This window comes from Ruegeria sp. CE6, assembly GCF_056537485.1.
In genome coordinates, this window is sequence record NZ_JBQFRR010000006.1 from 45752 (window position 1) to 71567 (window position 25816).

Consider the following 25816-nt stretch of genomic DNA (forward strand, 5'->3'; position numbering starts at 1 on the left):
GGGCGAAAATCCAACCAGCCGAGACACGCATGACCCTGTCCTTCGCCCCTGCCTCCGACCCATCGTTGCCACTACATGTGTTAGAGCAATCAGATTTTGAAAGCTGGCTGACCGATCAGCCGGATCATATCCGAGCTTGGGTTGCGGCCGATGGGTTTTCCGGAGCTCTGGGTCAAACACTTCTGGTGCCCGGCACAGATGGTAATCCGCAGTTTGCCATGGCGGGATATGGCAGCGCGGCAAAACGGGTACGCAAGCGATTTCCGCTAGCCGCTGCCGCAGAATCGCTGCCCAAGGGCACATATCATATCGCCTCGGGCGTTCCCGCAGATGTGCTTGAGGCTGAATGCCTGGGCTGGCTGATGACGGGATATGCCTTTGATCGCTATGCAGCGCAAAGCCCGGCTAACGCCACGCTGATCGCGCCCGAGGGCGTAGATGCCCGGCGGATCGAAATCATGGCCAATGCCGAGGCATTGACACGGGATCTGGTCAACACACCCGCTTCGGACATGGGCCCGGTGCAATTACAACACGCGGTTGAGGCACTGGCACGGGAACACGGCGCAGACATCTCGGTCATCACAGGCGATGCGTTGCTGGAACAGAATTTTCCGATGATCCACGCGGTCGGGCGTGCTGCCGAACAGGCCCCGCGTCTGATCGAGATGAACTGGGGTGACCACGGGCCAAAACTAACATTAGTTGGGAAAGGGGTCTGTTTCGATACCGGCGGCCTGAATCTGAAACCCGGTGCTTCGATGGGGTTGATGAAAAAAGATATGGGCGGAGCGGCCAATTTGCTGGGTCTGGCCCGTATGATCATGGCGCTGGATCTGAAGGTGCAATTACGGGTCCTGATCCCGGCGGTCGAAAACGCAGTAGCGGGCAATGCTTTCCGCCCCGGCGACATCCTGACGGCGCGCAATGGGCTAACGGTTGAGATAAACAACACTGATGCCGAGGGTCGGTTGGTGCTGGCCGATGCCCTTGCTCTGGCGCATGAAGGGGCACCAAACCTGCTCATCTCGATGGCCACTTTGACTGGCGCGGCCCGGGTTGCATTGGGCGCTGATCTGGCCCCGTTTTATACCGATGACGACAAAGCCGCGGACGTGCTGGCGCATGCTGGCCGGGCTGCCGCTGATCCGGTCTGGCGTATGCCTTTTCATGACCCCTATGAAGCGATGATCGAACCCGGCATCGCTAACCTCGACAATGCGCCTTCTGGTGGATTTGCAGGCTCTATCACCGCGGCACTGTTCCTGCGCCGGTTCGCTGCCGAAAGTCGCTATATGCATTTTGACATCTATTCGTGGCAACGCAGTAAGGAACCCGGTCGCAGCAAGGGTGGTTTGGGCCAAGGCCCGCGTGCCCTTCTGGGTGCTTTGCCAGAGATCCTTGGCCTATGACTCAGGCGCGCATCATTCAACCGGTCATAGACCTGCTGCGCCACCCTGACGGTCCGCGCGACCGGCAATTATTGTTCGGCGACACGGTCACTGTTTTGGACGACCAAAACGGCTGGAGCGAGATCTCAGCCAGCAAGGACGGCTATACCGGATGGGTGGCGACGGACCATCTGGGACCAATTGAGCCACAGACTCACTGGATCGTCGCCGCTTCGACCCATGCCTATGAGAAGCCCGATATTAAAAGCCGCGATCTGACCTCGCTGAGCTTTGGAAGCAAAATCAGGGCTCTGTCTGAGGAGAGCGGGTTTCTGGAAACGCCAATCGGGTTCATTCCGGGGGTGCATGCCGTGCCCGCCTATTCCCTGCTGACCGATCCCGTTACCGCGGCCGAACTTTTTCTCGGCACCCCTTATCTTTGGGGTGGTAACAGTCGATTCGGGCTGGATTGCTCGGGCCTCGTGCAGCTCGCACTGCTCGCCTGCGGCGTTCCTTGTCCCGGAGACAGCGGCGATCAGGAACGCGAAGTTGGTGGATCGGTGCCCGAGGGCGATCCCGCACGGCGCGGAGACTTGCTGTTCTGGAAAGGCCATGTTGCCTGGGTTGCCGCCGAAAACCTTCTACTTCACGCCAACGCCTATCACATGGCCGTTGCGCTCGAACCGATGGATCAGGCGATTGCCCGGATCGCCGCCCAGGGCGACGGGCCGGTTACAGCGCATAAAAGGCTCTAATCCAGGTCAACCGCACGGATAAGCTTGCGTTCCAGAACCCTCAGAACCGCGCGCAGATCGTGCCCGCGCTTCAAAATACGCCCATCCATGCCGACCACGGAATACATGCCCTGACGTAGCCGCAGGCGCGGGTGCTTCTCGACCCTGTAGATGGGATGTTCCGCCGTGCGCCGAAAAATCGAAAATACCGCCATATCCCGCAGGTTCGAGATTCCGTAGTCGCGCCATTCACCGGCAGCGACCATTCGGCCATAAACAGACAGGATTTGAGACATCTCGCGCCGGTCAAACGCGACCGGCATCTGGGCAGAGCCGGACCCGAACCGGCTGGGAGGCTGCATGTTCATATGACAAGCCTTGCCGGAAATCGCCGTCGAATCAAGCCCACTGGCATCAAGGTGTTGTATTTTTGGATCGCCCGCCCGCTATCTGCGCCCAACCTGACGGCAAATTAGGATCACCGGCAGCAACCCGACAGCCAGAATAACCAGCGACGGAACCGCTGCACCTTCAAGCCTCTCATCCGAGGCCAGACGATAGGCCTGCACTGCTAGAGTGTCGAAGTTAAAAGGCCGCATGATCAGGGTCGCGGGCAGCTCTTTCATCACATCCACAAAGACAATCAACAGTGCCGTTAGCAGCGAAGGCGTAAGGATCGGCAGATGCACCCGGCGCAGCGTTCCTAACGGGGTTTGACCCAGTGACCGCGCCGCGGCATCCATATTGGCGTGAACGGTACTCTGCCCACCCTCATACGCGCTGAGCGCGGCGGCCAAAAAGCGCACCATATAGGCCGCGATCAACAACCAGATAGATCCCGTGACCAACAGTCCGGTCGAGATACCAAAGGTTTGGCGCATCCACGCATCCAGTGCGTTGTCGAATCCCGCAAAGGGGACGATCAGCCCCACGGCAATCACGCCACCCGGCACCGCATAGCCCAACCGCGCCACATAAGCCGCCATTGCGGCCCCGCGTCCGGGGCGCAGGCGTTGGAAGAATCCTATCGAAATCGCCGCGCTGACGGTGATAACCGCCGCAGTCCCCGCCAGTGTCAGCGAGTTCTGTATGAACCCGATATATCGGCGCGACAGCAGGTACTGCTCGGATTCCAAACCCATCTGCACCAGGATAACCACAGGCAGAAGGAATCCGAACAGGACGGGAATTGCGCATAGCAGAAATGCCGCAAGTGATTGCCATCCCTTGAGTTGCGCCGCTGGCAGACCTGCGTGGCGCTTGCCTGCCTGATAGTATTTGGCTTTGCCGCGCTGTGTCCGCTCGGCCACGGCCATGACAAGCGCAAAACCCAACAGACAAAGGGCGAGTTGCGCCGCAGCAGCGCGATCAGCCATGGAAAACCAGCTTGTGTAGATGCCAGTGGCAAAAGTCTGCACTCCGAAATAGGCGACTGTGCCGAAATCGGCGATGGTTTCCATAACCGCCAGCAAGACGCCCCCCGCAATCGCCGGTCGTGCCATCGGCAGGGATACGCGCCAAAAGGCATGCCAGGGGCCATTGCCCAGCGCCCGGGCCGCCAGAAAGGCCGTGGCGCTTTGCTGCAGAAATGCCGCGCGCGCCAGCAAATAGACATAGGGATACAACACCAGGATCAACATCACCGCCGCTCCCTCGGTCGAGCGAATCTCGGGGAACCAATAGTCGCGCGGGCCCCAGCCGGTCACATCCCGCAGCGTGGTCTGAACGATTCCGGGGTGATCCAGAATGAAGGTATAGGCATAGGCCAGCACATAAGCCGGAAAGGCCAGCGGCAGGACCAGAGCGATTTCCAGCCACCGCACTCCGGGAAAGCGGGTCATCGTGACCAGCCAGGCAGCGCCGACACCAATCGAAAACGTCCCTGCTGCGACCAGCACCACCAGGATCACCGTGGTCAGCACATAGCCAGGCAAAACAGTCTCTAACAAATGGGAAATTGTGTCGGTGCCACCGGTCACCGCCGCCAGAACAACCGCCACCATTGGCAACAGACAAGCGGCCGCCACGACATAGGCAATGCCGCCCACAAAGCGTGTACCTAGGGCGCCGCGATTATGCGTTCCGTGTTCTGAATATTCGACTTCGGCCATGGCGTCTGACTGAGAATCCCACAGGGTCTGCCTTTAATCGACTAAAACTCTAAGAAACACCAGTGGGCCGACTAACAAAAACTGCGGCAATGTTTGCCGCAGATCCCTATTCATAAACGCGCTGATCCTCGATCACCAAGCCATCTTTGGGCAAAGAGCCCGGCGCCACAACTTCAATCGCGCCTTTCAGTTTCAGGACTTCGACCACCGATTTTGCATAGGCACCATCGTTCTCGCAGGGGCTTTCGATCTGAACGGTCATGGTATCCATCTCGCCCTGTCGCGCCGCAATGACACGCGCCTTGACGATTTCATCATGCTTGTCGACCAGCGCAGCCACCTGTTCGGGGCGGACGAACATGCCCTTGATCTTGGTGGTCTGATCGGCGCGACCCATCCAGCCTTTGATACGCATATTTGTGCGCCCGCACGGAGACTCTCCAGGCATGATCGCCGACAGATCACCGGTGGCAAAACGGATCAACGGGTAATCGGGGTTCAGCGTGGTCACAACCACCTCACCTACTTCACCAGGTGCAACCGGGGTTCCTGTGCCGGGGGTGACGATCTCAACGATCACGTGTTCGTCGATGATCATACCCTCCATCGCAGGGCTTTCATAAGCTATGTTGCCCAGATCAGCGGTCGCGTAGCATTGCAGGCAGACGATGCCCCGATCGGCGTAATCCTGTCGTAGGCTTGGAAACAGCGCCCCGCCACCCACAACGGCCTTGGAAAATTTCAGCGCGACGCCCATGGCTTCGGCTTTATCAAGTATGACTTTCAGATAGTCGGGCGTACCTGCATATGCGGTGCAACCCACATCGCGCGCAGCGGTCACCTGCAACTCGGTCTGACCTGTACCTGCAGGCAGGACCGACGCGCCAACGGCCTGCGCGCCGCTTTCAAAGATCATGCCCGCGGGGGTGAGGTGATAGCCAAAACAGTTCTGAACGATATCGCCCGGACCAACCCCTGCAGCATTCAGGAACCGGCCCATGCGCCACCAGTCGTGATCAGTGCTGCCGGGTTCATAGATTGGCCCCGGAGATTGAAAGACATGCTGGAAATTCCGCGCCGGTTTGACGGTGAACCCTCCAAACGGAGGCCGGGTGCCCTGCGCCTTTGTCAGATCGGATTTTCGCAGAACCGGCAGTTGTGCCAGCGCCTGCATGTCTGTCACTGTGCCGGCGTCCACGTTGGACAGGATGCCGGCATATCCGGGCGCTTTTTGAGCGCGGGCAATCTGTTCTGGCAAGGCGCGCGCGTGATCAGCGGTGCGCTCGTCAGCGGATCGGGTTTCAAGCTTATCAAAATAGGTCATTGAAATATCCTCCACCCGCTTACAGCCATCTCTTGCGGCGGCGGTATGAGCGCACGTCTCGAAAGCTCTTTCGGCCTTCGTCAGACATGCCGAGATAAAATTCCTTTACGTCCGGGTTTTCGCGCAATTCAGCGGCGGGGCCGTCCATCACCACGCGGCCAGATTCCAGAATATAACCGTAATGAGCAAACCTTAGAGCCACATTTGTGTTCTGCTCAGCCAGCAGGAAGGACACGCCTTCCTTCTCGTTCAGGTCCCTTACGATGCCAAAAATCTCTTCGACAAGTTGCGGGGCTAGACCCATTGAGGGTTCATCAAGAAGGATGGTCTCGGGCCGTGACATCAGAGCCCTGCCCATCGCAACCATCTGCTGCTCACCACCCGAAGTATAACCGGCCTGACTACGACGGCGTTCCTTCAAGCGTGGGAAGTAATTGTAAACCAGTTCCAGGTCCTGCTGGATCGCGGCAGACCCGTCCTTACGGGTATAGGCACCGGTCAGCAGGTTTTCTTCGACTGTGAGGTGTTCGAAACAGTGGCGGCCTTCCATGACTTGAATGACGCCCTTCTCCACCAAGGCAGCCGGGTCGCTTTCATGCACGCCCTCGCCGCGATATTTAATCGAGCCTTTGGTGACCTCGCCCCGTTCCGAATGCAGCAAGTTCGACACGGCCTTCAATGTGGTTGTCTTGCCCGCACCATTGCCACCCAGTAGGGCTGTGATGCCGCCCTTGGGCACAGTCAGGCTGACGCCTTTCAGAACAAGGATCACATGGTTGTAGATCACCTCGATATTGTTGACCTCAAGCAGGGTTTCCGCCTGCACGTCAGTGGTTTGTGCCGCATCCAACATCAGCGCGTGTCCTTGTGCGAGAGTGGGGTTCGGGGCGGCAGCGATCCGCCGCCCCGTTTGGTTCAGAGCACCTTATTCGCAGCGCTGAGAAATATTGTTCTCAGCAGCATATGCGCCCGAGTCTTCGTCGATCAGTGCGTTGATGACCTCAGCGTCAGTCGGTTCGAAGCCCTGAATCGAGTTCCAGGTACCCGCCGCTGCATCCCACTGAACAACGCCGACAAGGCCTGGGCCGCCGTGGTTTTCGCATGAGACCGCGAATTCAGGTCCGAAACCGGCCATACCCAGCGCTTCCATCTTGGCGTTGGTGATCTCCAGCGCCTCCATGCCATCGCGCATCATCGATGCATCGATTTCGGCAGTGCCGTGCATCTCTTGCGCGGTCTTCACTGCTTCTGCGGCCAGCATCGCAGCATAGAGGCCGCGGTTGTACTGCACCGTACCCAGTTGATCACCGGCGCCTGCAGCTTTGCCCGCATCGACGACATATTTCTTCAGGTCGTCATAGACAGGATAGTCGTCGCCCAGACCGGTGAAGGTCAGCGCTTTGTAGCCGGTGGCCTTATCACCCGCAGGCTCAACATCAAACTCGGCCCCGGACCACCAGACGCCGATGAAGTTCTCCATCGGGAAGCGGATATTGGCGGCTTCTTGCACTGCGACCTGGTTCATCACGCCCCAGCCCCACATGATCACATAGTCGGGCTTTTCCCGGCGGATTTGCAGCCACTGCGACTTCTGCTCCTGACCGGGGTGGTCGACCGGCAGCAGGGTCAGGTCATAGCCATGTTTTTCAGCCAGTGTTTCCAGCGTACGGATCGGTTCCTTGCCATAGGCCGAGTTGTGATAGACCAGCGCGATCTTCTTACCGCTCAAGTCGCCACCGTTTTCGTCCAGCAGATAGTTGATCGCGCCCGACGCCCCGTTCCAGTAGTTGGCAGGATAGTTGAACACGTTGCTGAACACCTTACCGTTCGCCGCCGAGGTGCGGCCATAACCCATTGTGTGCAGCGGAATGCCGTCTGCGGTCACTTTAGGGATCAACTGATAGGTGATGCCGGTGGACAGGGGCTGATAGACCAGAGCACCTTCGCCCTTGGTCGATTCATAACATTCCACGCCTTTTTCCGTGTTATATCCGGTCTCGCATTCGATCACGTTGGCCGCAACACCGCCGATACCGCCATCGCGTTCGTTCAGCAGTGTGAAGTAGTCGGCATATCCGTCCGCAAATGGGATACCGCCGGCCGCATAAGGCCCGGTCCGGTAACTGAGCGACGGGAATACGAGGTCGGCCATGACCGGACCTGCGGCCATCACGGCGCCCAGCGCCAGGGTTGCCAGTTTCTTTTTCATCGGGTGTCTCCTCCCTTGGTTGATCCGATGTTGGGTTTCGGGTTTCACACCCGTCTTTTCGTTGGGCCGGTCCTTAGTGCGGGAACGGCCAGAGCCTGAGTTTCTCTTTCGCCACACGCCACAGCTGCGCCAGACCGTGCGGTTCGAGGATCAGGAACATGATGATCAGAGCACCGACGATTACGAGGTTCAGGTGCGCCACGATATCTGTGGGCCAGCCCAGCAGATCGACGCCAAGCAGTTTCAAAACGACTGGCAGCAGCACGAGGAAGGCGGCACCGGCAAAGGACCCAAAAATAGACCCTAATCCGCCGATAATCACCATGAACAGCACCAGGAACGATTTTTGAATGCCGAACACTTCTCCAACCTCGACCGCGCCCAGATAGACTGCAAAGAACAGCGCCCCGGCGATGCCCACAAAGAACGAGCTGACGGCAAAAGCTGTCAGCTTGGCCTTGAGCGGGTTCACCCCGATGATCTCGGCAGCGATGTCCATGTCGCGGATTGCCATCCAGGTACGACCAGTGGTGCCGCGGGTCAGGTTACGCGCGATGATCGCGCAGACGGTCAGGAAGATCAGGCAGAACAGATAAGTCGCCCATGCCGGAGCATTCGGGCCGGTGATGATGATCCCAAATACGTCGCGTTCCGGTGCATTGATCTGACCCGAAGCCGAATAGTTGTAGAACCACGGCACCCGGTTGAACAGCCACACCAGAAAGAACTGCGCCGCCAGCGTCGCCACCGCCAGATAGAACCCCTTGATCCGCAAGGAGGGCAAGCCGAACAACACGCCCACGATGGCCGTGATCCCGCCTGCCAGCAGCACATGAATGAACATGCTGACATCTGGAAACGCTGTCATCAGTTTGTAGCAGGCATAAGCCCCCACCGCCATGAACCCGCCGGTGCCCAGCGAAACCTGTCCACAATAGCCCACCAGAATGTTCAGCCCGATCGCCGCAATCGCATAGATCAGGAATGGCAGCAGCAGCGCGTTGGCCCAATAGTCGTTGATGATGAACGGAATGATCCCGAACGCCACCGCCAGCACGACATAATACCGATACCGGTCAAACTTGATCGGGAAAGTCTGGCTGTCGGCGATGTATGAGGTTTTGAAATCCCCAGCCTCACGATAGAACATGTCTTACTTTCCCCATTCTTCCTGCGCCCGATTGCGGGCAGCGGCGTCCAGTTGATTGGACCCTTTGGCATATCCGGTGGCCTCGGAAGCGCGCACCAGTTTCATGTAAGCCAGGATGCCCATGACCAGCCCGGCAAAGGCCAGAATTACAGCGATCACAAGTTGGCCCTCGGTCAGATCGCTCGATGTCAGGGCGATGTAGCCGAAAGCCCAAAACCCCGCCCATGCGATCACGTTGATGATGGCAATCAGCTTGGTCACGCCCTACACCCTCTCGATGATCTTCTCGCCGAACAGGCCTTGAGGTCGGAACACGAGGAATATCAGCGCCAATACATAGGCAAACCAGTTCTCAGTCGCACCGCCAACCATTGGGCCGATGGCGAACTCGAACAGTTTCTCACCCACACCGATGATCAGGCCACCGACGATGGCTCCGGGGATCGAGGTGAACCCGCCTAGCATCAGCACCGGCAGCGCCTTCAGCGCGATCAGCGACAGCGAGAACTGAACGCCCGATTTGGTGCCCCACATGATGCCCGCGACCAGCGCCACAAACCCGGCGACCGACCAGACCATGATCCAGATGAAGTTCAGCGAAATCCCGACCGATAGCGCCGCCTGATGGTCATCCGCCACCGCACGCATCGCCCGACCCTGCTTGGTGTACTGGCTGAACGCGACCAGAGCCGCCACCAGAAGTGCTGCGATGATCGTGGCCACGATGTCCAGATTGTCGATGAAGAAACCGTAGTCGAAGATATTAAAGGTCGTCTCGTCAATCCACAGGTTGATACCCTGCGGCAAACCCACATCCAGCGTCTTGATCTCGGACCCCCACATCAGGTCGGCGACGCCCTCAAGGAAATAGGCCAGACCGATGGTCGCCATGAACAGGATGATCGGTTCTTGCCCGACCAGATGGCGCATGACGAACCGTTGCACACACCAGGCCAGCAACACCATCACGGCCATGGTCAGGACAATCGCCAGCAAAGCGGGCACATTCCAACCAAAATTATAGACATGCGTGCCGAAAGTCGCGTTGATCAGATGCGCAAAAGGCACCTGCCCGTTCATGATTCCGACCAGCGTCATCGCCGCAAACAGGGCCATAACCCCTTGGGCATAATTGAAAATCCCCGACGCCTTGTAGATCAACACAAAGCCCAGCGCGACCAGCGCATACAGCACCCCAGCCATCAGACCGTTGAGGATGACCTCCATCGCGAAGATTAATTGTTCAGGCATGCCAGCCCCTCCCCAATTTTGCCCGGACCTCAGTCATGGCTGACCCCCAAATAGGCATCAATGACTTCTTGGTTGTTGCGCACCTCATCCGGGGTGCCGTCACCAATCTTTTTGCCGTAATCCATCACAACCACACGGTCGCTCAGATCCATTACCACGCCCATATCGTGCTCGATCAGCGCAATCGTGGTGCCAAACTCGTCATTCACGTCGAGGATAAAGCGGCTCATGTCCTCTTTCTCTTCGACGTTCATCCCGGCCATCGGCTCATCCAGCAGCAGCAGTTTCGGTTCCGCCGCCAGCGCGCGCGCCAGTTCGACGCGTTTCTTCAACCCGTAAGGCAGGCGGGACACCGGCGTTTTGCGGATGTGCTGAATCTCAAGGAAATCAATGATCTTCTCGACCGCCTCGCGGTTCTCGGTCTCTTCTGCCTCGGCCTTGCCCTTCCACAGCGCTTGCTGAAGAATATTGGTCTTCATAAAACCCAAACGCCCGGTCATCACATTATCCAACACGCTCATGCCTTCGAACAGAGCGATGTTTTGAAACGTCCGCGCGATACCTTGCTGGGCCACTTCAAAGGGCCGCATCGGAGGGCGTTTGGCACCGTGAAACCAAACCTCACCCTCTTGCGGAACATAAAAGCCCGAGATCACATTCAGCATCGAGGACTTACCCGCCCCGTTTGGCCCGATGATTGCCCGGATCTCACCCTCACGGATGTCGAACGAGATATCCTTGATGGCCACCACGCCGCCAAAGCGCAGGGTGATGTTCTTCATCTCCATCACCACACCGCCGATCTTGCGGCCGTCTTCGGTGACATATCCTTCGGAGTTATCCAGCATCAGAACCTCCCTGACACAAAAACGGGACGGCGGGCGGGGCGATGACCGCAGGTCGAGCGGCGCGCGTCAGCCCACTCATTCCGCCGCCACCTTGTGCTGCGCGACCGGAACCACTGGCGCATCGACAATTTCCAACGTCGCAGAAATCGATCCCTTACGACCATCTTCATAGGTCACTTCAGTCGTGGTCGAAACGCTCGACGACCCGTCGTACAACGCCGCTATAATGTCGCTGAATTTGTCCTCGACAAACCCACGCCGCACCTTGCGGGTCCGGGTCATCTCGCCATCATCGGCATCCAGTTCCTTGTGCAACACCACGAAGCGATGCACCTGACAACCCGATAGCATTTCATCGGCGGCAACCGACTTGTTTACCTCTTCCACATGCGTCTTAATCGTCTCTAACACACGCGGATGTCCCGCCAGTTCTTGGTAAGATGCATAAGCAACGTTGTTGCGTTCCGCCCAGTTTCCAACCGCTGTCAAATCGATATTGATGAAAGCCACGCATCGATCCTTGCCATTCCCGAACAGCACGGCTTCAAGAATATCGGGATAAAACTTCAGCTTGTTCTCGACATATTTCGGCGCGAACATCGAACCATCAGCCATCTTGCCCACGTCTTTGGCACGGTCAATGATCCGTAGATGGCCGGAGTTCTCCTCGATGAACCCGGCATCCCCCGTCGCCACCCAACCTTCGGCATCCTTGGTCGAAGCCGTCGAATCCGGGTTGTTGTAATACTCGACGAACACGCCAGGTGAGCGGTAATGAATCTCGCCCTTATCATCGATCTTCAGCTCGACATCTGGGGCCGGAACACCAACCGTATCCGCCCGTACCTCGCCATCCGGCTGCACGGTGATGAACACGGTCGCTTCGGTCTGACCGTAAAGCTGCTTCAGGTTAATGCCCAAAGAGCGGTAGAAATCAAAAATTTCCGGCCCGATCGCTTCACCCGCCGTATAGCCCACACGGAACCGGCCATAGCCAAGCGTATCTTTCAGCGGGCCATAGACCAGCAAATTGCCCAGCGTGTATTTCAGCTTGTCGCCAAAGCCCACCGGCTTGCCGTCCAGCAACAGGCCACCCACCTTCTTGGCATGGGCCATGAAATAATGGAACATGCGCTGCTTCAGCTTGCCCGCATCCTCCATCCGGATCATCACGTTGGTCAGCTGGGTCTCGAACACCCGCGGCGGGGCAAAGAAATAGGTCGGCCCGATCTCGCGCAGGTCGGTCATCATCGTGTCTGCGCTTTCCGGGCAATTCACACAGAAACCGCACCAATAGGCCTGACCGATGGAGAATATGAAATCCCCAACCCACGCCATTGGCAGGTAGGACAGGATATCCTCATTTCGGGTCAGATGATCGAACTCTGCGGAATTCTTGGCGCTTTCAATAACATTCCGGTTCGACAGCACCACGCCTTTGGGCTTGCCCGTGGTGCCCGAGGTATAGAGCATCACGCAGGTATCGTCATAGGTGATCGCCGCAATGCGCTTGTCCAGTTCCGCATCAAACCGCGCGTGCCCCGCACTGCCCTCGGCCATGATGTCCTCAAGCGCGTTCATCTGCGAGTGGTCATACTTCCGCATCCCGCGCTTGTCGGTATAAAGTATGTGTTTGACCTGATGGAGATTTTCCTGAATCTCGATGACTTTGTCGACCTGCTCCTGATCACCGCAGACGACATATTTCGCACCGCAATGTTCCAGCACATAGGCCATCTCTTCGGCGACCGAATCCTGATACAGAGGCACCGGCACCGCGCCTACCATCTGTGCGGCAACCATCGACCAGTAATGGGCGGGACGGTTCCGACCAATCACAGCAATATGGTCACCCTTTTCAACGCCAAGTTCTAGAAACCCAAGCGCGATGGCACGGATTTCTTTGGCGGCTTCCGCCCAGGTCCAGCATTGCCAGATCCCGAATTCCTTTTCCCGATAGGCCGGGGCATCCCCGAACTGGGTCACATTGCGGTGTAATAGCGCCGGAAGAGAGTCCATCCCTTCAGCGCCCGACTGCGTCTGAGCCAATCTTTTTCTCCTCCCCATCCGACCCCTCCCCGGGCCGAAAATGGCGGGTTCGGGATGGTGCCCGAACGCCAATGCCCCGATAAGGGACGTCGTAACGATCAGCGTCAAGTTTTGCCTGATGTTTTCTCAATTCTTACGAATTGTAACAGGGGCGGAGGAGTGAAGTTCCGAGTTGTACAAGATGTAAAAATCGTTGAACTGGATAAACCAGCGCTGCCAAAAGCGAATACAACCTCCGCGTTTCTTTGGGCAATGCGTGAGTTCGTGATAGAATTGATAATGCATAGAGCTCAGCAGATCATATTTGTGGCCATCGCGATTTTTGTGATCGCTGGTAGCGGGAGTCGACCGATTTCAGCCGATGAGTTACAGGATTGCCCCGGCCATATTGGTGAACTTGACTTACCCATTGAGTGCATGTGCACAAAAGAGGCGCAACGGATACGGCCGTTCAATGTACAGGGATGCAAAGTGTACGCTTGGTGGAGCAACATTTGTATGGCCGCGGTGCATGCGGGAATTGCTACGCGTGAGGGCGGGCCAGTCCGGATCGAACAAAGGGAACCTCAAGCAGAATACGTCGGTTGCCTTCGTAACGATATGTTCAGCAATGACATGCACCACAGTGATTTGCCAAGCTTTGTCGTTTTGCCAGTTGAGTCAGATTAGAGTCTTTTTTAAGGGCTTATAGCCAATCCCGCAAAATCGGGATCAACGGCACATCTGCCGCAGGCATCGGGTAGTTCCTCAGATCATTCGCCCGCACCCATTTCAGCGCCTGTCCTTCTTTCGATTGCGGTATCCCCTCCCATTTGCGGCAGGCAAACAGCGGCATCAGCAGGTGGAAATCGTCATAGCTGTGGCTAGCAAAGGTCAGCGGCGCGAGGCACGAGGCCCAGGTGTCGATGCCCAGTTCCTCGTGCAATTCGCGGATCAGGGCGGCCTCGGGGGTTTCGCCGGGTTCGATTTTGCCGCCAGGGAATTCCCACAGACCGGCCATGGATTTGCCCTCGGGACGTTGGGCCAGCAGGACGCGGCCCTCGATGTCGATCAGAGCGACAGCAGACACCAATACTGTCTTCACGAGCGATAATCCGCGTTGATCTCGATATAGCCGTGGGTCAGATCGCAGGTCCAGACGGTGGAAGCGCCCTGACCCAGTCCCAGATCGACTGCGATCACCAAATCCTGACCTTTCATATAGGCCGCAGCGTCTTCCTCGCGGTAGTCGGGGCTGACCCAGCCTTTTTCAGCCACAAGGATGTCTCCGAACGATATGCTCAAAAGGTCGCGGTCTGCAGCAGCACCGGATTTGCCGATGGCCATGACGATACGGCCCCAATTCGGGTCCTCGCCCGCGATGGCGGTTTTGACCAGCGGGGAGTTGGCGATAGCCAGCCCGTGGGTTTTGGCATCAGCATCCGTGGCGGCGCCGGTCACACGAATTTCTACGAATTTCGTGGCCCCTTCGCCGTCGCGGACCACTTGCTGCGCAAGGTCCAACATCACTGTTTCCAGTGCTTGCGCGAAGGCGGCATTGCCGGTGGCATCGACGCCCGATGCCCCGGTGGCGCAAAGCAAGAGGCTGTCGGATGTCGAGGTATCGCTATCCACGGTGATGCAGTTGAAGGTCCGGTCAGTCTGCGCGCTCAGCATCGCCTGCAGCGCTGATTGCTCGATCTGAGCATCGGTGAAGATATAGACCAGCATCGTCGCCATATCGGGCGCGATCATGCCGGAACCCTTCGCAATCCCCGCAATAGAGACTGTTTGGCCGCCAATATCGACCTGCGCCGACGACCCCTTCGGGAAGGTGTCGGTGGTCATGATCGCGCGCGCCGCGTCCTCAATCGCGTGACGGCTGAGGCCCGCCTTCAACGCCTCAAGCTGTGCAACGATGCGGTCATGGGGCAGCGGCTCGCCGATGACACCGGTCGACGAGGTAAAAACCCGATCTACCGCGACTCCGGTAGCTTTGGAGACGGCTTGCGTCACCTCGGCCACTGAGGTCTGCCCGTAATGGCCGGTAAACGCATTGGCGTTGCCCGAATTCACAAGGATCGCTGCAGGCCCGTCGCCGGGCCCGCCGATCTTGTCCTGACAATCCAGAACGGGGGCCGCACGGGTGGCCGAGCGGGTGAACACTCCGGCCACCGAGGTGCCCGGATCAAGAACGGCCAGCATCACATCGGTGCGGCCTTGATATCGGACACCAGCCTCGACAGTGGCGAAGCGCACACCGTCGATCGCGGGCAATTCGGGGAAGGCCGCCGGGGCCAGCGGTGAAACCTTGGTTATCGTGGCCACGGGGTTACTCCTGCAGCAGCTCCAGCTGGCGCATGACCTCGGGGCCAGCGCCCTCGAGCGCGGGACGCTCGATCTGCGCTTGCTGCGTCAACTCGTCAATCTTGGCCTGAATTGCTTCTTGTCGAATGGTCTGAGCCAATTCATCGCGCACGACCGCCAATTCGGGGGCCTCGGTCTTGCGCTTGTCGTTCAGCGTGACCACGTGCCAACCGAACTGGGTTTGCACCGGATCCGAGACCTGACCCTTTTCAAGGCCAAGCACGGCACCTTCAAACTCGGGCACCATCTGGCCTTTGCCGAACCAGCCCAGCGCACCGCCATTGGGGCCAGAGGGTCCTGTGGATTTTTCTTTCGCTAGCTCAGCGAAATCTGCACCTTCTTCCAGTTGGGCTTTGACAGCTTTGGCTTCGTCCTCGGATTCGACCAGAATGTGGCTGGCATTGAACTCGTCTTCGCCCTGAAACTCGGCGAATTGCGTGTCATAGGCGGCCTGTATGGCCTCATCAGTGACACTGGCGGCTGTCAGCGCTTCGACGGTTTGTACGGCGCGCAGGGACCGGGTTTCGTTTTCCAGTCGAAGGGCGTTTAGTGTATTCAGCTCTTCCTGTTCAAGGCTCAGCAGGTGCTGCTGGACCAGTTGCTCGAGGATGAAATCATATAGCACCTCATCTTCAAGCTGCTGATACTGCGCCGGCAGCGCCGAGGCGGTGGCGATGACGTGACCCAATGTGATCTCGTCGCCGTTCACGCGGGCAACCACGGTGTTGGCATCCGGTGCGTCCTGGGCGGCCAGCGGCAACGCCATCACGGCAGCAAGCGCAAGCGATGGCAGAAAAGTGAGGCCTTTGGGCATGGAATTATCCTATTTCTTTGCCGCGACAGGGCGCAGCGTTGACACTGTGGAACCTGCCCCTTACATCGCTTTGAAGCCTTGGACAGGGCCGCCTTTCACCCCCCGTATCTAGGGGCTGCGCGCAAGGTGGGCAAGCCTGTCGCAACCAAGAAAAAAACAGATCCGCTGGAGTGAACATGCTGGGACTCGGAACGCTCGCCAAAAAGGTGTTCGGAACACCGAACGACCGCAAGATCAAGGCGGCCCGCCCGCTGGTCGAAAAGATCAATGCGCTGGAGCCGGAGTTCGAGATCCTGACCGACGATGGCCTGATCGAGAAAACCGCTGAGCTGCGCAAACGAGCGCTGGACGGTGAAAAACTGGATGACTTGCTGCCGGAAGCATTTGCCAATGTCCGCGAAGGGGCCAAGCGCGCCCTGGGTCTTCGGGCCTTTGATGTGCAGTTGATGGGTGGTTTGTTCCTGCACCAGGGCAATATCTCGGAAATGAAAACGGGTGAAGGCAAAACCCTGGTCGCCACCTTCCCCGCCTATCTGAATGCACTGACCGGCAAGGGCGTGCATGTGGTCACGGTGAACGAATACCTGGCCAAGCGCGACTCGGAATGGATGGGCAAGGTGTTTGCGTCCGTTGGCATGACGACCGGTGTGATCTGGTCGGGCCAACCGGATGCCGAGAAGATGGCGGCGTACAAGTGTGACATCACCTATGCCACAAATAATGAGTTGGGCTTCGACTATCTGCGCGACAACATGAAGGCCGATCTGGAACAGGTCTATCAGAAGCACCACAATTTCGCGATCGTCGACGAAGTCGACTCGATCCTGATTGATGAGGCGCGGACGCCGCTGATCATCTCGGGGCCGGCACAAGACCGATCGGACCTTTATACTGCCATCGATACCGTGATCCCGACGCTGCAGGACGATCATTACTCGCTCGATGAAAAAAGCCGCAGCGTGACGTTTACCGATGAAGGCAACGAGTTTTTGGAGCAGCAACTGCTTTCAGCGGGTCTGCTGCCCGAGGGGCATTCGCTGTACGACCCCGAAAGCACCACTGTAGTGCATCATGTCAATCAGGGCCTGCGCGCGCACAAACTGTTCCAACGCGACAAGGACTATATCGTTCGGGATGGCAATGTGGTGCTAATCGACGAATTCACCGGTCGGATGATGCCGGGCCGCCGCTTGTCGGAAGGTCTGCACCAAGCCATCGAAGCCAAGGAAGGCGTACAGATTCAGCCCGAGAATGTGACTCTGGCCAGTGTGACATTCCAGAACTATTTCCGCCTCTATGACAAGCTGTCCGGCATGACCGGTACTGCGCTGACCGAGGCGGAAGAATTTCAGGAAATCTATGGTCTGGGTGTGGTCGAGGTTCCGACCAACAAACCAATCGCGCGTGAGGACAAAGACGACCAGGTCTATCGCACGACAGCCGAAAAATACGGTGCCATTATTGAACAGGTCAAAAAGGCCGGTGAAAAAGGTCAGCCGGTTCTTGTCGGCACCACGTCGATCGAAAAGTCCGAAGTAATCAGCCAGATGCTGACTAAGGAGGGTATCGAGCACAATGTTCTGAACGCCCGTCAGCACGAACAGGAAGCCCAGATCGTGGCAGATGCCGGCCGTCTGGGTGCGGTGACCATCGCCACCAACATGGCGGGTCGCGGTACTGACATCCAGCTGGGCGGTAACGTTGAGATGAAGGTGCTGCAGGCGCTGGCGGAAAACCCCGAGGCTGACCCGGCCGAGTTGCGTGCGGCAGAAGAAGCCAAGCACGCGGAAGAAAAGGAAAAGGTGCTGCAGGCCGGTGGTCTTTACGTAATGGCGTCCGAACGTCATGAAAGCCGCCGGATCGACAACCAGCTGCGCGGGCGTTCGGGACGCCAAGGTGACCCGGGCCGCACCGTGTTCTACCTGAGCCTGGAAGATGACCTGATGCGCATCTTCGGTTCGGAACGTCTGGACAAGGTCCTGACCACGCTGGGCATGAAAGAGGGCGAGGCAATCATTCACCCCTGGGTGAACAAATCGCTGGAACGGGCGCAATCCAAAGTCGAAGGTCGCAACTTTGACATGCGCAAAAACGTTCTGAAATTCGACGACGTGATGAACGATCAGCGGAAAGTCGTGTTCAGCCAGCGGCGTGAAATCATGTCAGCGGATGATCTGTCGGATGTCGTGTCCGATATGCGTGAGCAGGTGATCGACGATATGATCGACGAATTCATGCCGCCAAAATCATATGCAGATCAATGGGATACAGAAGGTCTGCACGAAGCGGTCAAAGACAAGCTAACCATCGATGCGCCGGTTCAGGACTGGGCAGCCGAGGAAGGCGTGGATGACGAGCAAATCCGCGAACGTCTGATCAAGGCCGCCGATGAAATGATGGCGCAGAAGGCCGTGGCCTTTGGCCCGGAAAACATGCGCAACATCGAAAAGCAGGTTCTGCTGCAGACTATCGATGGCAAATGGCGCGAACATCTTTTGACGCTGGAGCATCTGCGCTCGGTCGTGGGTTTCCGTGGCTATGCACAGCGCGATCCGCTGAACGAGTACAAGAACGAAAGCTTCCAGCTGTTCGAAGGGATGCTTGATTCCTTGCGCGAAACCGTCACTCAGCAATTGTCGCGCGTGCGCCCGCTGAGCGAAGAAGAACAGAAGGAAATGCTCGCGCAGATGGCGGCGCAACAGGCACAGGCGCAGAATGCTGTGGATCAAGCTGCCGGGAATGCTGAGGCGATCGCCGAAGCCGAAGCGTCTGGTGACAGTCGTCCGGGTTTTGTCGAGGATGATCCTTCGACTTGGGGTAACCCGTCACGCAATGATCCTTGCCCCTGTGGCTCGGGGAAAAAATTCAAACATTGCCACGGCAGGTTGACTTAACGTCACCTGCTTTCCACCACAATGAGTCCGCCTCACGGCCACATATTGGCCTTGATTGGGAAGCAAATTGCGACTCGCTCCTTCAACTGGGGAGGGTGTCTTGTTTGTCATTAAGAACTACGTGACCACGGGCGGAACCGTTGCCTGCGCGCTGGCCATTGGATATTTGATGCAAAGCGGATCGGCGCAGCAACCCAATGCTGAGCCGAGCGGTGAACGCGTCGCTTCGATCTCGGAACAGGACTCGGACCTGACCGGACTGGAAAGCGTTGTCCTGACCTCTTCTTCCCCGACAGAAGCGCGTCCCAAGGATCTATCTCAATCCACGCGCCCGGCGCAAGAAACCAGCCGTTTGCCTTCGAATTGCGATATGAGCGCGCGCGCCATGGCTGTGCCCGGCGCCAACGTACGGCTGCGGGTCAAGGCCCCCTGCCACGCCAATGAGATCATTGAGGTTCATCACAACGGGCTGGTTTTCAGCACCGAGACCGATGCGCTTGGCGGCTTGAACCTGACCATCCCGGCGCTGTCGGAGTACGCTATTTTCCTGATCTCGCTGCCGGATGAGAAAGGCACCGTTGCGACGACGCATGTGCCCGAGATCAACAGCTTCAACCGGGTTGCCTTGCAGTGGCAGGGCGAAACCGATCTGCAGCTTCATGCGCTGGAATTCGGCGCAGGTTACGGGGAAGAAGGCCACGTTTGGTCCGGGTCCCAGACCGGCGGCGCGGGCTCGGTGATCCATCTGGGTCAGGGCGGTTCGGACGTCGCGCGCAACATCGAGGTTTATTCATACCCCATTGAGACCGCAACCGAGGCCGGAAGTATCACTCTGTCGGTTGAAACTGAGGTCACCGAAGCAAATTGCGGCAAGCCCCTAAGCGTGCAATCATTGGAATGGCGCGCGGAACGGCTACGCTCACGCGACCTGTCGCTGGATATGCCCGGTTGTGAGGCAGCTGGCGATTTTCTGGTGTTGAATAATCTGTTCTCAGACCTGACAATCGCTGCCAAATAAGCAGCAGGCAGATCTACGGTTTCCAATGAACATTCTTCGTGCGGCGTTCGCCGCGCTTTTTGCCTTATCCTTGGCACAAAGCGTATTCGCGCAGGACATCACTTTGACCTCGCATGACGGCAAGGTAGAAGTGGTCGGCACCCTTCTTGGTTACGACGGTGAATTCTACCGTGTCGATACGCAATTCGGAGAGCTGACGGTCGATGGATCGGGGGTCACCTGCGACGGCCCAGCTTGCCCCAACCTGACGGATTTTGTGGCCGAAGTTCGTTTCTCTGGCTCATCAGTGATCGCCGAGACACTGCTGCCCGCGCTTGCACAGGGCTTTACCATCGAGGAAGGGTTAACCCTGTCACAGCCCGAGGGCACCGGAGACCTGCGGGTCTACGCTCTGAATCACCCTGATCGGCAGGCGCCTTTGGCGAGGTTCATATTTCGTGCAACGGATACGGCTGACGGCTTTATCGATCTGGTTGAGAACACCGCAGATGTCGTGTTGGCGCAGCGGGAAATTCGATCAGACGAACTGGAGTTGACCAAAGCCGCTGGGCTCGGAGATCTGACGCAAACCCGCCGGTCGCGCGTCTTGGCTCTGGATGCAATCGTGCCAATCGTGTCGGCCGACAATCCCGTGCGCCAGATATCGCTTGCTGATCTGGTGAAGGTTTTCACCGCCGAGGTCGCAAATTGGGGCGATCTCGGTGGGCCTGATGCGCCGATCTCTCTGCATCTGCCACAGGTCGGTTCCGGGCTGGATCAGGCGGTCGAGGATTTGCTGTTAGCACCTGCCAACGCACATATGACCGCTCAGGTCACGCGCCACGATCGAAATAGCAATCTGGTGCGCACGGTCTCGAACGACCCGTTCGCGCTCGGCGTCGCCAGTCTTGCCGAGGCCGGGACTGTGCGCGCCCTGCCTCTGACCGGTGGGTGCGGACATGCCCTGTCGGCAACACGGCAATCGGTCAAGACCGAAGATTATCCGCTGACCTCACCCATGTTTTTCTATTTGCCACAAAGACGATTGCCCAAAGTCGCGCGACAGTTTTTGGCCTATACCCAAAGCAGCGCCGCACAGATGGTCATCCGGCAAGCCGGATTTGTCGATCAATCCCTTGAAACAATCCAGGTTGGGCTGCAAGGCGATCGGCTGGCCAATGCGATCAGCACCGGTGGAGCTGAGGTCGGGTTGGAAGAGTTGCAGCGCATGATCGAAACCCTCCGTCCACTTTCGCGGCTATCTTTGTCCTTTCGGTTCGAACCGGGGTCGTCGCGACCCGATGCTCAGTCCCGGTCAAACATCTTGAACCTTGCGCAAGCTTTGGAAAGCGGAACGTTGGAGGCGCGTCAATTGATCTTTGTTGGGTTTAGTGACGGCGAGGGCGCGGCGGTCGCCAATTCACGTATTGCCCTGCAGCGAGCCAAAACCGTCCGAAACGCAGTGCTGGCATCGGTCGAAACCAGCCTCCCCGACAGCATCGAAATCAGTGTCGAGGGCTTTGGCGAGGCCATGCCGATGGCCTGCGACGACACCGAATGGGGCCGTAAGGTGAATCGTCGGGTCGAAGTTTGGATCCGATAACCCTTACAAATAGCCTTGCGAGCGGAAACTCAGTTCAGCCGATTTCCCGATGATCAGGTGATCATGCAAAGTCAGCCCAAGGGCGGAACACGCATCCTGAATCCGGTTGGTCATATCGATATCCGACTGCGACGGCGTCGGATCACCGGATGGATGATTGTGGACCAGGATCAGAGCCGAGGCATTGAGTTCCAACGCCCGCTTCGCGACCTCTCGCGGATAGACCGGCACATGATCCACCGTGCCTTTGGCCTGCTCTTCATCCGCAATCAGCACATTCTTGCGATCTAGATAAAACACACGAAACTGCTCGATCTCGCGGTGCGCCATCGTGGTGTGACAATAGTCCAGAAGCGCATCCCATCCCGAGATCACATGCCGTTGCATCACCCGGGCACGCGCCATGCGATGGGCACAGGCCTCAAGGATTTTCAGATCGGTAATCACCGTGTCCCCAACCCCTTTGATCTGACGCAGCCGTTCCTCGGGTGCCGTCAACACACGATTGAAATCACCAAACGCTTCCATCAGCGCGCGCGCCAGCGGTTTCACATCCTGACGCGGGATGGATCGGAACAGAGCAAGTTCCAGCAGTTCATAATCCGGCATCGCTGCTGATCCGCCAGACATGAACCTTTCGCGCAGCCGCTTGCGATGGTCTTTGATGTAGGAGGGTAACCGACCAACGGGCAGCGGCTGCGCCGGTGCTTCATCCGTATCGAACAGCATGGGGGCTTCGGCAAAGGCGTCTTGGGTCATAACACCACTCTGACGCAGAATCGGTTTCCGAAAAGTTAACGCGCCTTATCCCTGCCCGCCGGATCGGCAACACACGGATCCCCTGCTTCATCTGGCCATAAATATCTCGGGGGGGTCGCCCAAAGGGCGATGGGGGGCAGAGCCCCCCTGCTTAACCGTTTAACCCTTCATGCCATCCCAGAAGGACTTTACAGAAGAGAAAAAGCTTTTAGATTCCGGGTGGTTATCTTCACCCAAATCGTCAAACTCACGCAGAAGTTCTTTCTGACGACTGGTCAGATTGACCGGAGTTTCCACGGCAAGTTCGATGAACATATCCCCGATGCCTCCGCCACGCAGGGCGGGCATGCCTTTGCTACGCAGGCGCATCTGGCGACCCGACTGGCTGCCGGCAGGAATCTGTACACGACCGCGACCACCGTCGATGGTCGGCACCTCGATCGAACCGCCAAGTGCTGCCTTGGCCATGCTGACTGGCACACGGCAATAGAGGTTCACGCTGTCACGTTCGAACAGCTTGTGCTCGGAAACTTCGACAAAAATATAGAGGTCACCGGGAGGACCACCACGCATTCCGGCCTCACCCTCACCAGCCAGACGAATCCGGGTGCCGGTCTCGACACCGGCAGGGATGTTCACGGACAATGCGCGATCTTTTTCAACGCGCCCCGCACCTTGGCACGACTTACAAGGGTTCTTAATGATCTGACCCAAACCAGAGCAGGTCGGGCAGGTGCGCTCAACCGTGAAAAAGCCCTGTTGCGCGCGAACCTTGCCCATGCCGGAACAAGTCGGACATGCGGTAGGTTCAACACCACCTTCGGCACCAGTTCCCTCGCAAGAGGAACAGGCCACAGCCGTAGGAACGTTTATGGTTTTCTGCAGGCCTGCATAAGCCTCTTCCAACGTGACCCGCAGGTTATAGCGCAGGTCTGAACCGCGTGCGGCGCGACGGCCCCCGCCTGCCCCACGCTGGCCACCCATGAAGTCGCCGAACAGGTCGTCGAACACGTCAGAGAACGCGCTGGAGAAATCGCCCTGACCGAAGCCGCCACCGGGACGGCCGCCGCCACCGCCCATGCCGTTTTCAAACGCGGCGTGACCAAAGCGGTCATAAGCGGCTTTCTTGTCAGCATCGCGCAGAACATCGTAAGCCTCGTTGGCCTCTTTGAACTGCGCTTCGGCATCGGGGTTGTCCTTGTTGCGATCGGGATGCAGCTGTTTGGCTTTCGAGCGAAAGCCTTTTTTGATCTCATCCGCAGAAGCGCCCTTGGACACGCCGAGCACTTCGTAATAGTCGCGTTTGGACATCAGTATTTCCTTCTGCCTCAACGTAATCGGGCCGGCCCGGCAACCGGACCGGCCCAAATTGGCCCGGTTACCCGTTAGTTACGCTTGTCGTCGTCCAGATCTTCGAACTCGGCGTCGACAATGTCATCGTCACCCGGCGCGGCATCTGCGGCTGCGGGCTCATCTTCGCCCTCTTCCGCCTGTGCCTTATAGATCGCCTCACCCAGTTTCATGGCCGCTTCGGTCACGTTCTGGATGCCCGACTTGATCTTGTCGGCATTGTCCGTTTCCAGCTCATCCTTGAGCGCAGCAACGGCCAGCTCGATCGCTTCGACGGTCGACGGGTCGACCTTGTCGCCATGTTCCTCGATCGATTTCTCGGTCGCGTGGACAAGGCTTTCGGCCTGGTTCTTGGCTTCGACCAGCTCTTTGCGGGCCTTGTCTGCCTCGGCGTTTTCCTCGGCATCCTTGACCATCTTGTCGATATCTTCGTCCGACAGACCGCCCGAGGCCTGAATGGTGATCTTCTGCTCTTTGCCAGTGCCTTTGTCCTTGGCCGAAACCGAGACAATGCCGTTGGCGTCGATGTCAAAAGTCACCTCGATCTGAGGCATGCCGCGCGGTGCGGGCGGGATCTCTTCCAGATTGAACTGACCCAGGATCTTGTTGTCCGCAGCCATTTCGCGCTCACCCTGGAAACAGCGGATGGTCACGGCGTTCTGGTTGTCCTCGGCGGTCGAGAAGACCTGAGACTTCTTGGTCGGAATCGTGGTGTTGCGGTCGATCAGGCGGGTGAACACGCCACCCAACGTTTCGATGCCCAGCGACAGCGGGGTCACGTCCAGCAGAACCACGTCTTTGACGTCGCCCTGCAGAACACCGGCCTGAATGGCGGCACCCATAGCAACAACTTCGTCCGGGTTCACACCCTTGTGCGGCTCCTTACCGAAGAACTTGGTGACCTCTTCGATCACTTTCGGCATGCGAGTCATACCACCGACCAGAACAACCTCATCCACGTCGCCAGCCGACAGGCCCGCGTCTTTCAGGGCAGCCTGGCAAGGCTTCATCGACTTCTTGATCAGGTCGCCAACCAGCGATTCCAGCTTGGCACGGGTCAGTTTCATGACCATGTGCAGCGGCTGACCGTTCGAACCCATCGAGATGAACGGCTGGTTGATTTCGGTCTGCGAGGTCGAGGACAGTTCGATCTTGGCTTTTTCAGCGGCTTCTTTCAGACGCTGCAGGGCCATCTTGTCGGCAGACAGATCGACACCGTGTTCCTTTTTGAACTCATCCGCCAAGTAGTTGACGATGCGCATGTCAAAGTCTTCACCACCCAGGAAGGTGTCACCGTTGGTCGACTTCACCTCGAACAGGCCGTCGTCGATTTCCAAAATGGTCACGTCGAAGGTACCACCACCAAGGTCATAAACCGCGATGGTTTGGGTTTCTTCCTTGTCCAGACCATAGGCCAGCGCAGCAGCTGTCGGCTCGTTGATGATCCGCAGCACTTCCAGACCGGCGATTTTACCAGCGTCTTTGGTAGCCTGACGCTGTGCGTCGTTGAAGTATGCCGGAACGGTGATAACCGCTTGCGTGACTTCCTCACCCAGATAGCTCTCGGCGGTTTCCTTCATCTTACCCAGAGTGAAGGCCGAGATCTGGCTTGGGGAGTATTTCTCACCGCGGGCTTCAACCCACGCGTCGCCATTGCCGCCATCGACGATGGCGTACGGCACCATTTTCTTATCTTTTTCGACTTCTGCATCATCCACACGACGACCGATCAGACGCTTGACGCCAAAGATGGTGTTGTCGGGGTTGGTGACCGCCTGACGTTTTGCAGGCTGACCGACCAGTCGCTCATCTTCGGTGAAGGCGACGATCGAGGGCGTGGTCCGCGCCCCTTCTGCGTTTTCGATGACCTTCGGCTGAGAGCCGTCCATGATGGCCACACACGAGTTGGTGGTACCGAGGTCAATCCCGATTACTTTTCCCATATTTTCAATCCCTTTCCATTCAAGGCGATGTCCCGAGGGTTGG

Annotated in this window: 22 protein-coding genes; 6 read left to right on the forward strand and 16 right to left on the reverse strand. The window is 57.9% G+C overall.

The features are described from left to right. The first annotated feature begins 29 nt into the window (after positions 1 to 29). Together ACR0DK_RS19410 and ACR0DK_RS19415 are read left to right on the forward strand one after the other, a co-directional pair. Complete coding sequence (locus tag ACR0DK_RS19410) at positions 30 to 1412, forward strand: leucyl aminopeptidase family protein (RefSeq protein WP_480737695.1); 1383 nt, start codon at positions 30 to 32, stop codon at positions 1410 to 1412. Next, positions 1409 to 2146, forward strand: a complete 738-nt coding sequence (locus tag ACR0DK_RS19415) for an NlpC/P60 family protein (RefSeq protein ID WP_170627008.1) — start codon at positions 1409 to 1411, stop codon at positions 2144 to 2146. The genes ACR0DK_RS19410 and ACR0DK_RS19415 overlap by 4 nt, the downstream gene beginning before the upstream one ends. On the opposite strand, the gene ACR0DK_RS19420 is transcribed toward ACR0DK_RS19415, so the two are convergent. The 10 genes from ACR0DK_RS19420 to ACR0DK_RS19465 form a co-directional block, all read right to left on the reverse strand. After that, on the reverse strand, positions 2143 to 2493 hold the full coding sequence (locus ACR0DK_RS19420; protein WP_170399260.1) for a DUF2794 domain-containing protein: 351 nt from the start codon (positions 2491 to 2493) through the stop codon (positions 2143 to 2145). The two genes, ACR0DK_RS19415 and ACR0DK_RS19420, sit on opposite strands and share 4 nt — an antisense overlap. 78 nt (positions 2494 to 2571) lie before the next feature. Beyond that, the gene (locus tag ACR0DK_RS19425; RefSeq protein WP_480737698.1) at positions 2572 to 4236 is read right to left on the reverse strand and encodes an ABC transporter permease; all 1665 of its coding nucleotides are present in this window, start codon (positions 4234 to 4236) and stop codon (positions 2572 to 2574) included. Between the two features lie 106 nt (positions 4237 to 4342). After that, positions 4343 to 5560 carry an acyl-CoA synthetase family protein gene (locus ACR0DK_RS19430; RefSeq protein WP_170426281.1) on the reverse strand — a complete coding sequence of 406 codons (1218 nt, stop codon included), beginning with the start codon at positions 5558 to 5560 and terminating at the stop codon, positions 4343 to 4345. A gap of 19 nt (positions 5561 to 5579) precedes the next feature. Then, positions 5580 to 6413: an ABC transporter ATP-binding protein gene (locus tag ACR0DK_RS19435; RefSeq protein WP_170399269.1), complete on the reverse strand. Its 834-nt coding sequence runs from the start codon at positions 6411 to 6413 to the stop codon at positions 5580 to 5582. A 72-nt stretch (positions 6414 to 6485) separates the two neighbouring features. Then, complete coding sequence (locus tag ACR0DK_RS19440) at positions 6486 to 7769, reverse strand: ABC transporter substrate-binding protein (protein WP_170408764.1); 1284 nt, start codon at positions 7767 to 7769, stop codon at positions 6486 to 6488. Between the two features lie 73 nt (positions 7770 to 7842). After that, positions 7843 to 8919: a branched-chain amino acid ABC transporter permease gene (locus ACR0DK_RS19445; RefSeq protein WP_170399276.1), complete on the reverse strand. Its 1077-nt coding sequence runs from the start codon at positions 8917 to 8919 to the stop codon at positions 7843 to 7845. Positions 8920 to 8922: 3 nt separating this feature from the next. Next, the gene (locus ACR0DK_RS19450) at positions 8923 to 9180 is read right to left on the reverse strand and encodes a hypothetical protein (protein WP_170408766.1); all 258 of its coding nucleotides are present in this window, start codon (positions 9178 to 9180) and stop codon (positions 8923 to 8925) included. Positions 9181 to 9183: 3 nt separating this feature from the next. Further along, positions 9184 to 10170, reverse strand: coding sequence for a branched-chain amino acid ABC transporter permease (locus tag ACR0DK_RS19455; protein WP_223117284.1), 987 nt, complete (start codon positions 10168 to 10170; stop codon positions 9184 to 9186). 29 nt (positions 10171 to 10199) lie between these two features. Further along, positions 10200 to 11018 (reverse strand): ABC transporter ATP-binding protein, encoded by an 819-nt coding sequence (locus ACR0DK_RS19460; RefSeq protein WP_170426283.1) that lies wholly within the window; start codon positions 11016 to 11018, stop codon positions 10200 to 10202. 75 nt (positions 11019 to 11093) lie between these two features. After that, positions 11094 to 13037, reverse strand: coding sequence for an AMP-binding protein (locus ACR0DK_RS19465; protein WP_480737770.1), 1944 nt, complete (start codon positions 13035 to 13037; stop codon positions 11094 to 11096). A gap of 189 nt (positions 13038 to 13226) precedes the next feature. On the opposite strand from ACR0DK_RS19465, the gene ACR0DK_RS19470 reads away from it, so the two are divergent. Continuing rightward, on the forward strand, positions 13227 to 13736 hold the full coding sequence (locus ACR0DK_RS19470) for an LCCL domain-containing protein (RefSeq protein WP_480737701.1): 510 nt from the start codon (positions 13227 to 13229) through the stop codon (positions 13734 to 13736). Between the two features lie 16 nt (positions 13737 to 13752). Here ACR0DK_RS19470 and mutT read toward each other — a convergent pair whose 3' ends face one another. The 3 genes from mutT to ACR0DK_RS19485 are packed head-to-tail and all read right to left on the reverse strand — an operon-like array spanning position 13753 to position 16227. Then, positions 13753 to 14151 carry an 8-oxo-dGTP diphosphatase MutT gene (gene mutT, locus ACR0DK_RS19475; protein ID WP_170334201.1) on the reverse strand — a complete coding sequence of 133 codons (399 nt, stop codon included), beginning with the start codon at positions 14149 to 14151 and terminating at the stop codon, positions 13753 to 13755. Then, entirely contained in the window at positions 14148 to 15374 is a 1227-nt protein-coding gene (gene argJ, locus ACR0DK_RS19480; protein ID WP_480571683.1) for a bifunctional glutamate N-acetyltransferase/amino-acid acetyltransferase ArgJ, read from the reverse strand. Before argJ ends, mutT begins: the two co-directional genes overlap by 4 nt. Before the next feature lie 4 nt (positions 15375 to 15378). Then, the gene (locus tag ACR0DK_RS19485; protein ID WP_170399297.1) at positions 15379 to 16227 is read right to left on the reverse strand and encodes a peptidylprolyl isomerase; all 849 of its coding nucleotides are present in this window, start codon (positions 16225 to 16227) and stop codon (positions 15379 to 15381) included. Positions 16228 to 16403: 176 nt separating this feature from the next. On the opposite strand from ACR0DK_RS19485, the gene secA reads away from it, so the two are divergent. The 3 genes from secA (at position 16404) to ACR0DK_RS19500 (ending at position 21721) form a co-directional block, all read left to right on the forward strand. Further along, complete coding sequence (secA, locus tag ACR0DK_RS19490; RefSeq protein WP_170636726.1) at positions 16404 to 19121, forward strand: preprotein translocase subunit SecA; 2718 nt, start codon at positions 16404 to 16406, stop codon at positions 19119 to 19121. Positions 19122 to 19221: 100 nt separating this feature from the next. Then, on the forward strand, positions 19222 to 20139 hold the full coding sequence (locus ACR0DK_RS19495) for a hypothetical protein (protein ID WP_480503936.1): 918 nt from the start codon (positions 19222 to 19224) through the stop codon (positions 20137 to 20139). A gap of 25 nt (positions 20140 to 20164) precedes the next feature. After that, positions 20165 to 21721 (forward strand): phosphate ABC transporter substrate-binding/OmpA family protein, encoded by a 1557-nt coding sequence (locus ACR0DK_RS19500; RefSeq protein ID WP_480737705.1) that lies wholly within the window; start codon positions 20165 to 20167, stop codon positions 21719 to 21721. Positions 21722 to 21724: 3 nt separating this feature from the next. Here the strand turns inward: ACR0DK_RS19500 and radC are convergent, their stop codons facing one another. The 3 genes from radC to dnaK form a co-directional block, all read right to left on the reverse strand. Further along, positions 21725 to 22480, reverse strand: coding sequence for a RadC family protein (gene radC / locus ACR0DK_RS19505; protein ID WP_170426295.1), 756 nt, complete (start codon positions 22478 to 22480; stop codon positions 21725 to 21727). A gap of 159 nt (positions 22481 to 22639) precedes the next feature. Next, positions 22640 to 23791 (reverse strand): molecular chaperone DnaJ, encoded by a 1152-nt coding sequence (gene dnaJ, locus ACR0DK_RS19510; RefSeq protein ID WP_170399308.1) that lies wholly within the window; start codon positions 23789 to 23791, stop codon positions 22640 to 22642. A 74-nt stretch (positions 23792 to 23865) separates the two neighbouring features. Next, positions 23866 to 25773, reverse strand: a complete 1908-nt coding sequence (dnaK, locus tag ACR0DK_RS19515) for a molecular chaperone DnaK (protein ID WP_170399312.1) — start codon at positions 25771 to 25773, stop codon at positions 23866 to 23868. Positions 25774 to 25816 lie beyond the last annotated feature (43 nt).

Coding starts and splice junctions, on each gene's coding strand:
- ACR0DK_RS19410 (WP_480737695.1), top strand. CDS start 30: ATGACCCTGTCCTTCGCCCCTGCCTCCGACCCATCGTTGCCACTACAT.
- ACR0DK_RS19415 (WP_170627008.1), top strand. CDS start 1,409: ATGACTCAGGCGCGCATCATTCAACCGGTCATAGACCTGCTGCGCCAC.
- ACR0DK_RS19420 (WP_170399260.1), bottom strand. CDS start 2,493: ATGAACATGCAGCCTCCCAGCCGGTTCGGGTCCGGCTCTGCCCAGATG.
- ACR0DK_RS19425 (WP_480737698.1), bottom strand. CDS start 4,236: ATGGCCGAAGTCGAATATTCAGAACACGGAACGCATAATCGCGGCGCC.
- ACR0DK_RS19430 (WP_170426281.1), bottom strand. CDS start 5,560: ATGACCTATTTTGATAAGCTTGAAACCCGATCCGCTGACGAGCGCACC.
- ACR0DK_RS19435 (WP_170399269.1), bottom strand. CDS start 6,413: ATGTTGGATGCGGCACAAACCACTGACGTGCAGGCGGAAACCCTGCTT.
- ACR0DK_RS19440 (WP_170408764.1), bottom strand. CDS start 7,769: ATGAAAAAGAAACTGGCAACCCTGGCGCTGGGCGCCGTGATGGCCGCA.
- ACR0DK_RS19445 (WP_170399276.1), bottom strand. CDS start 8,919: ATGTTCTATCGTGAGGCTGGGGATTTCAAAACCTCATACATCGCCGAC.
- ACR0DK_RS19455 (WP_223117284.1), bottom strand. CDS start 10,170: ATGCCTGAACAATTAATCTTCGCGATGGAGGTCATCCTCAACGGTCTG.
- ACR0DK_RS19460 (WP_170426283.1), bottom strand. CDS start 11,018: ATGCTGGATAACTCCGAAGGATATGTCACCGAAGACGGCCGCAAGATC.
- ACR0DK_RS19465 (WP_480737770.1), bottom strand. CDS start 13,037: ATGGACTCTCTTCCGGCGCTATTACACCGCAATGTGACCCAGTTCGGG.
- ACR0DK_RS19485 (WP_170399297.1), bottom strand. CDS start 16,227: ATGCCCAAAGGCCTCACTTTTCTGCCATCGCTTGCGCTTGCTGCCGTG.
- secA (WP_170636726.1), top strand. CDS start 16,404: ATGCTGGGACTCGGAACGCTCGCCAAAAAGGTGTTCGGAACACCGAAC.
- ACR0DK_RS19500 (WP_480737705.1), top strand. CDS start 20,165: ATGAACATTCTTCGTGCGGCGTTCGCCGCGCTTTTTGCCTTATCCTTG.
- radC (WP_170426295.1), bottom strand. CDS start 22,480: ATGACCCAAGACGCCTTTGCCGAAGCCCCCATGCTGTTCGATACGGAT.
- dnaJ (WP_170399308.1), bottom strand. CDS start 23,791: ATGTCCAAACGCGACTATTACGAAGTGCTCGGCGTGTCCAAGGGCGCT.
- dnaK (WP_170399312.1), bottom strand. CDS start 25,773: ATGGGAAAAGTAATCGGGATTGACCTCGGTACCACCAACTCGTGTGTG.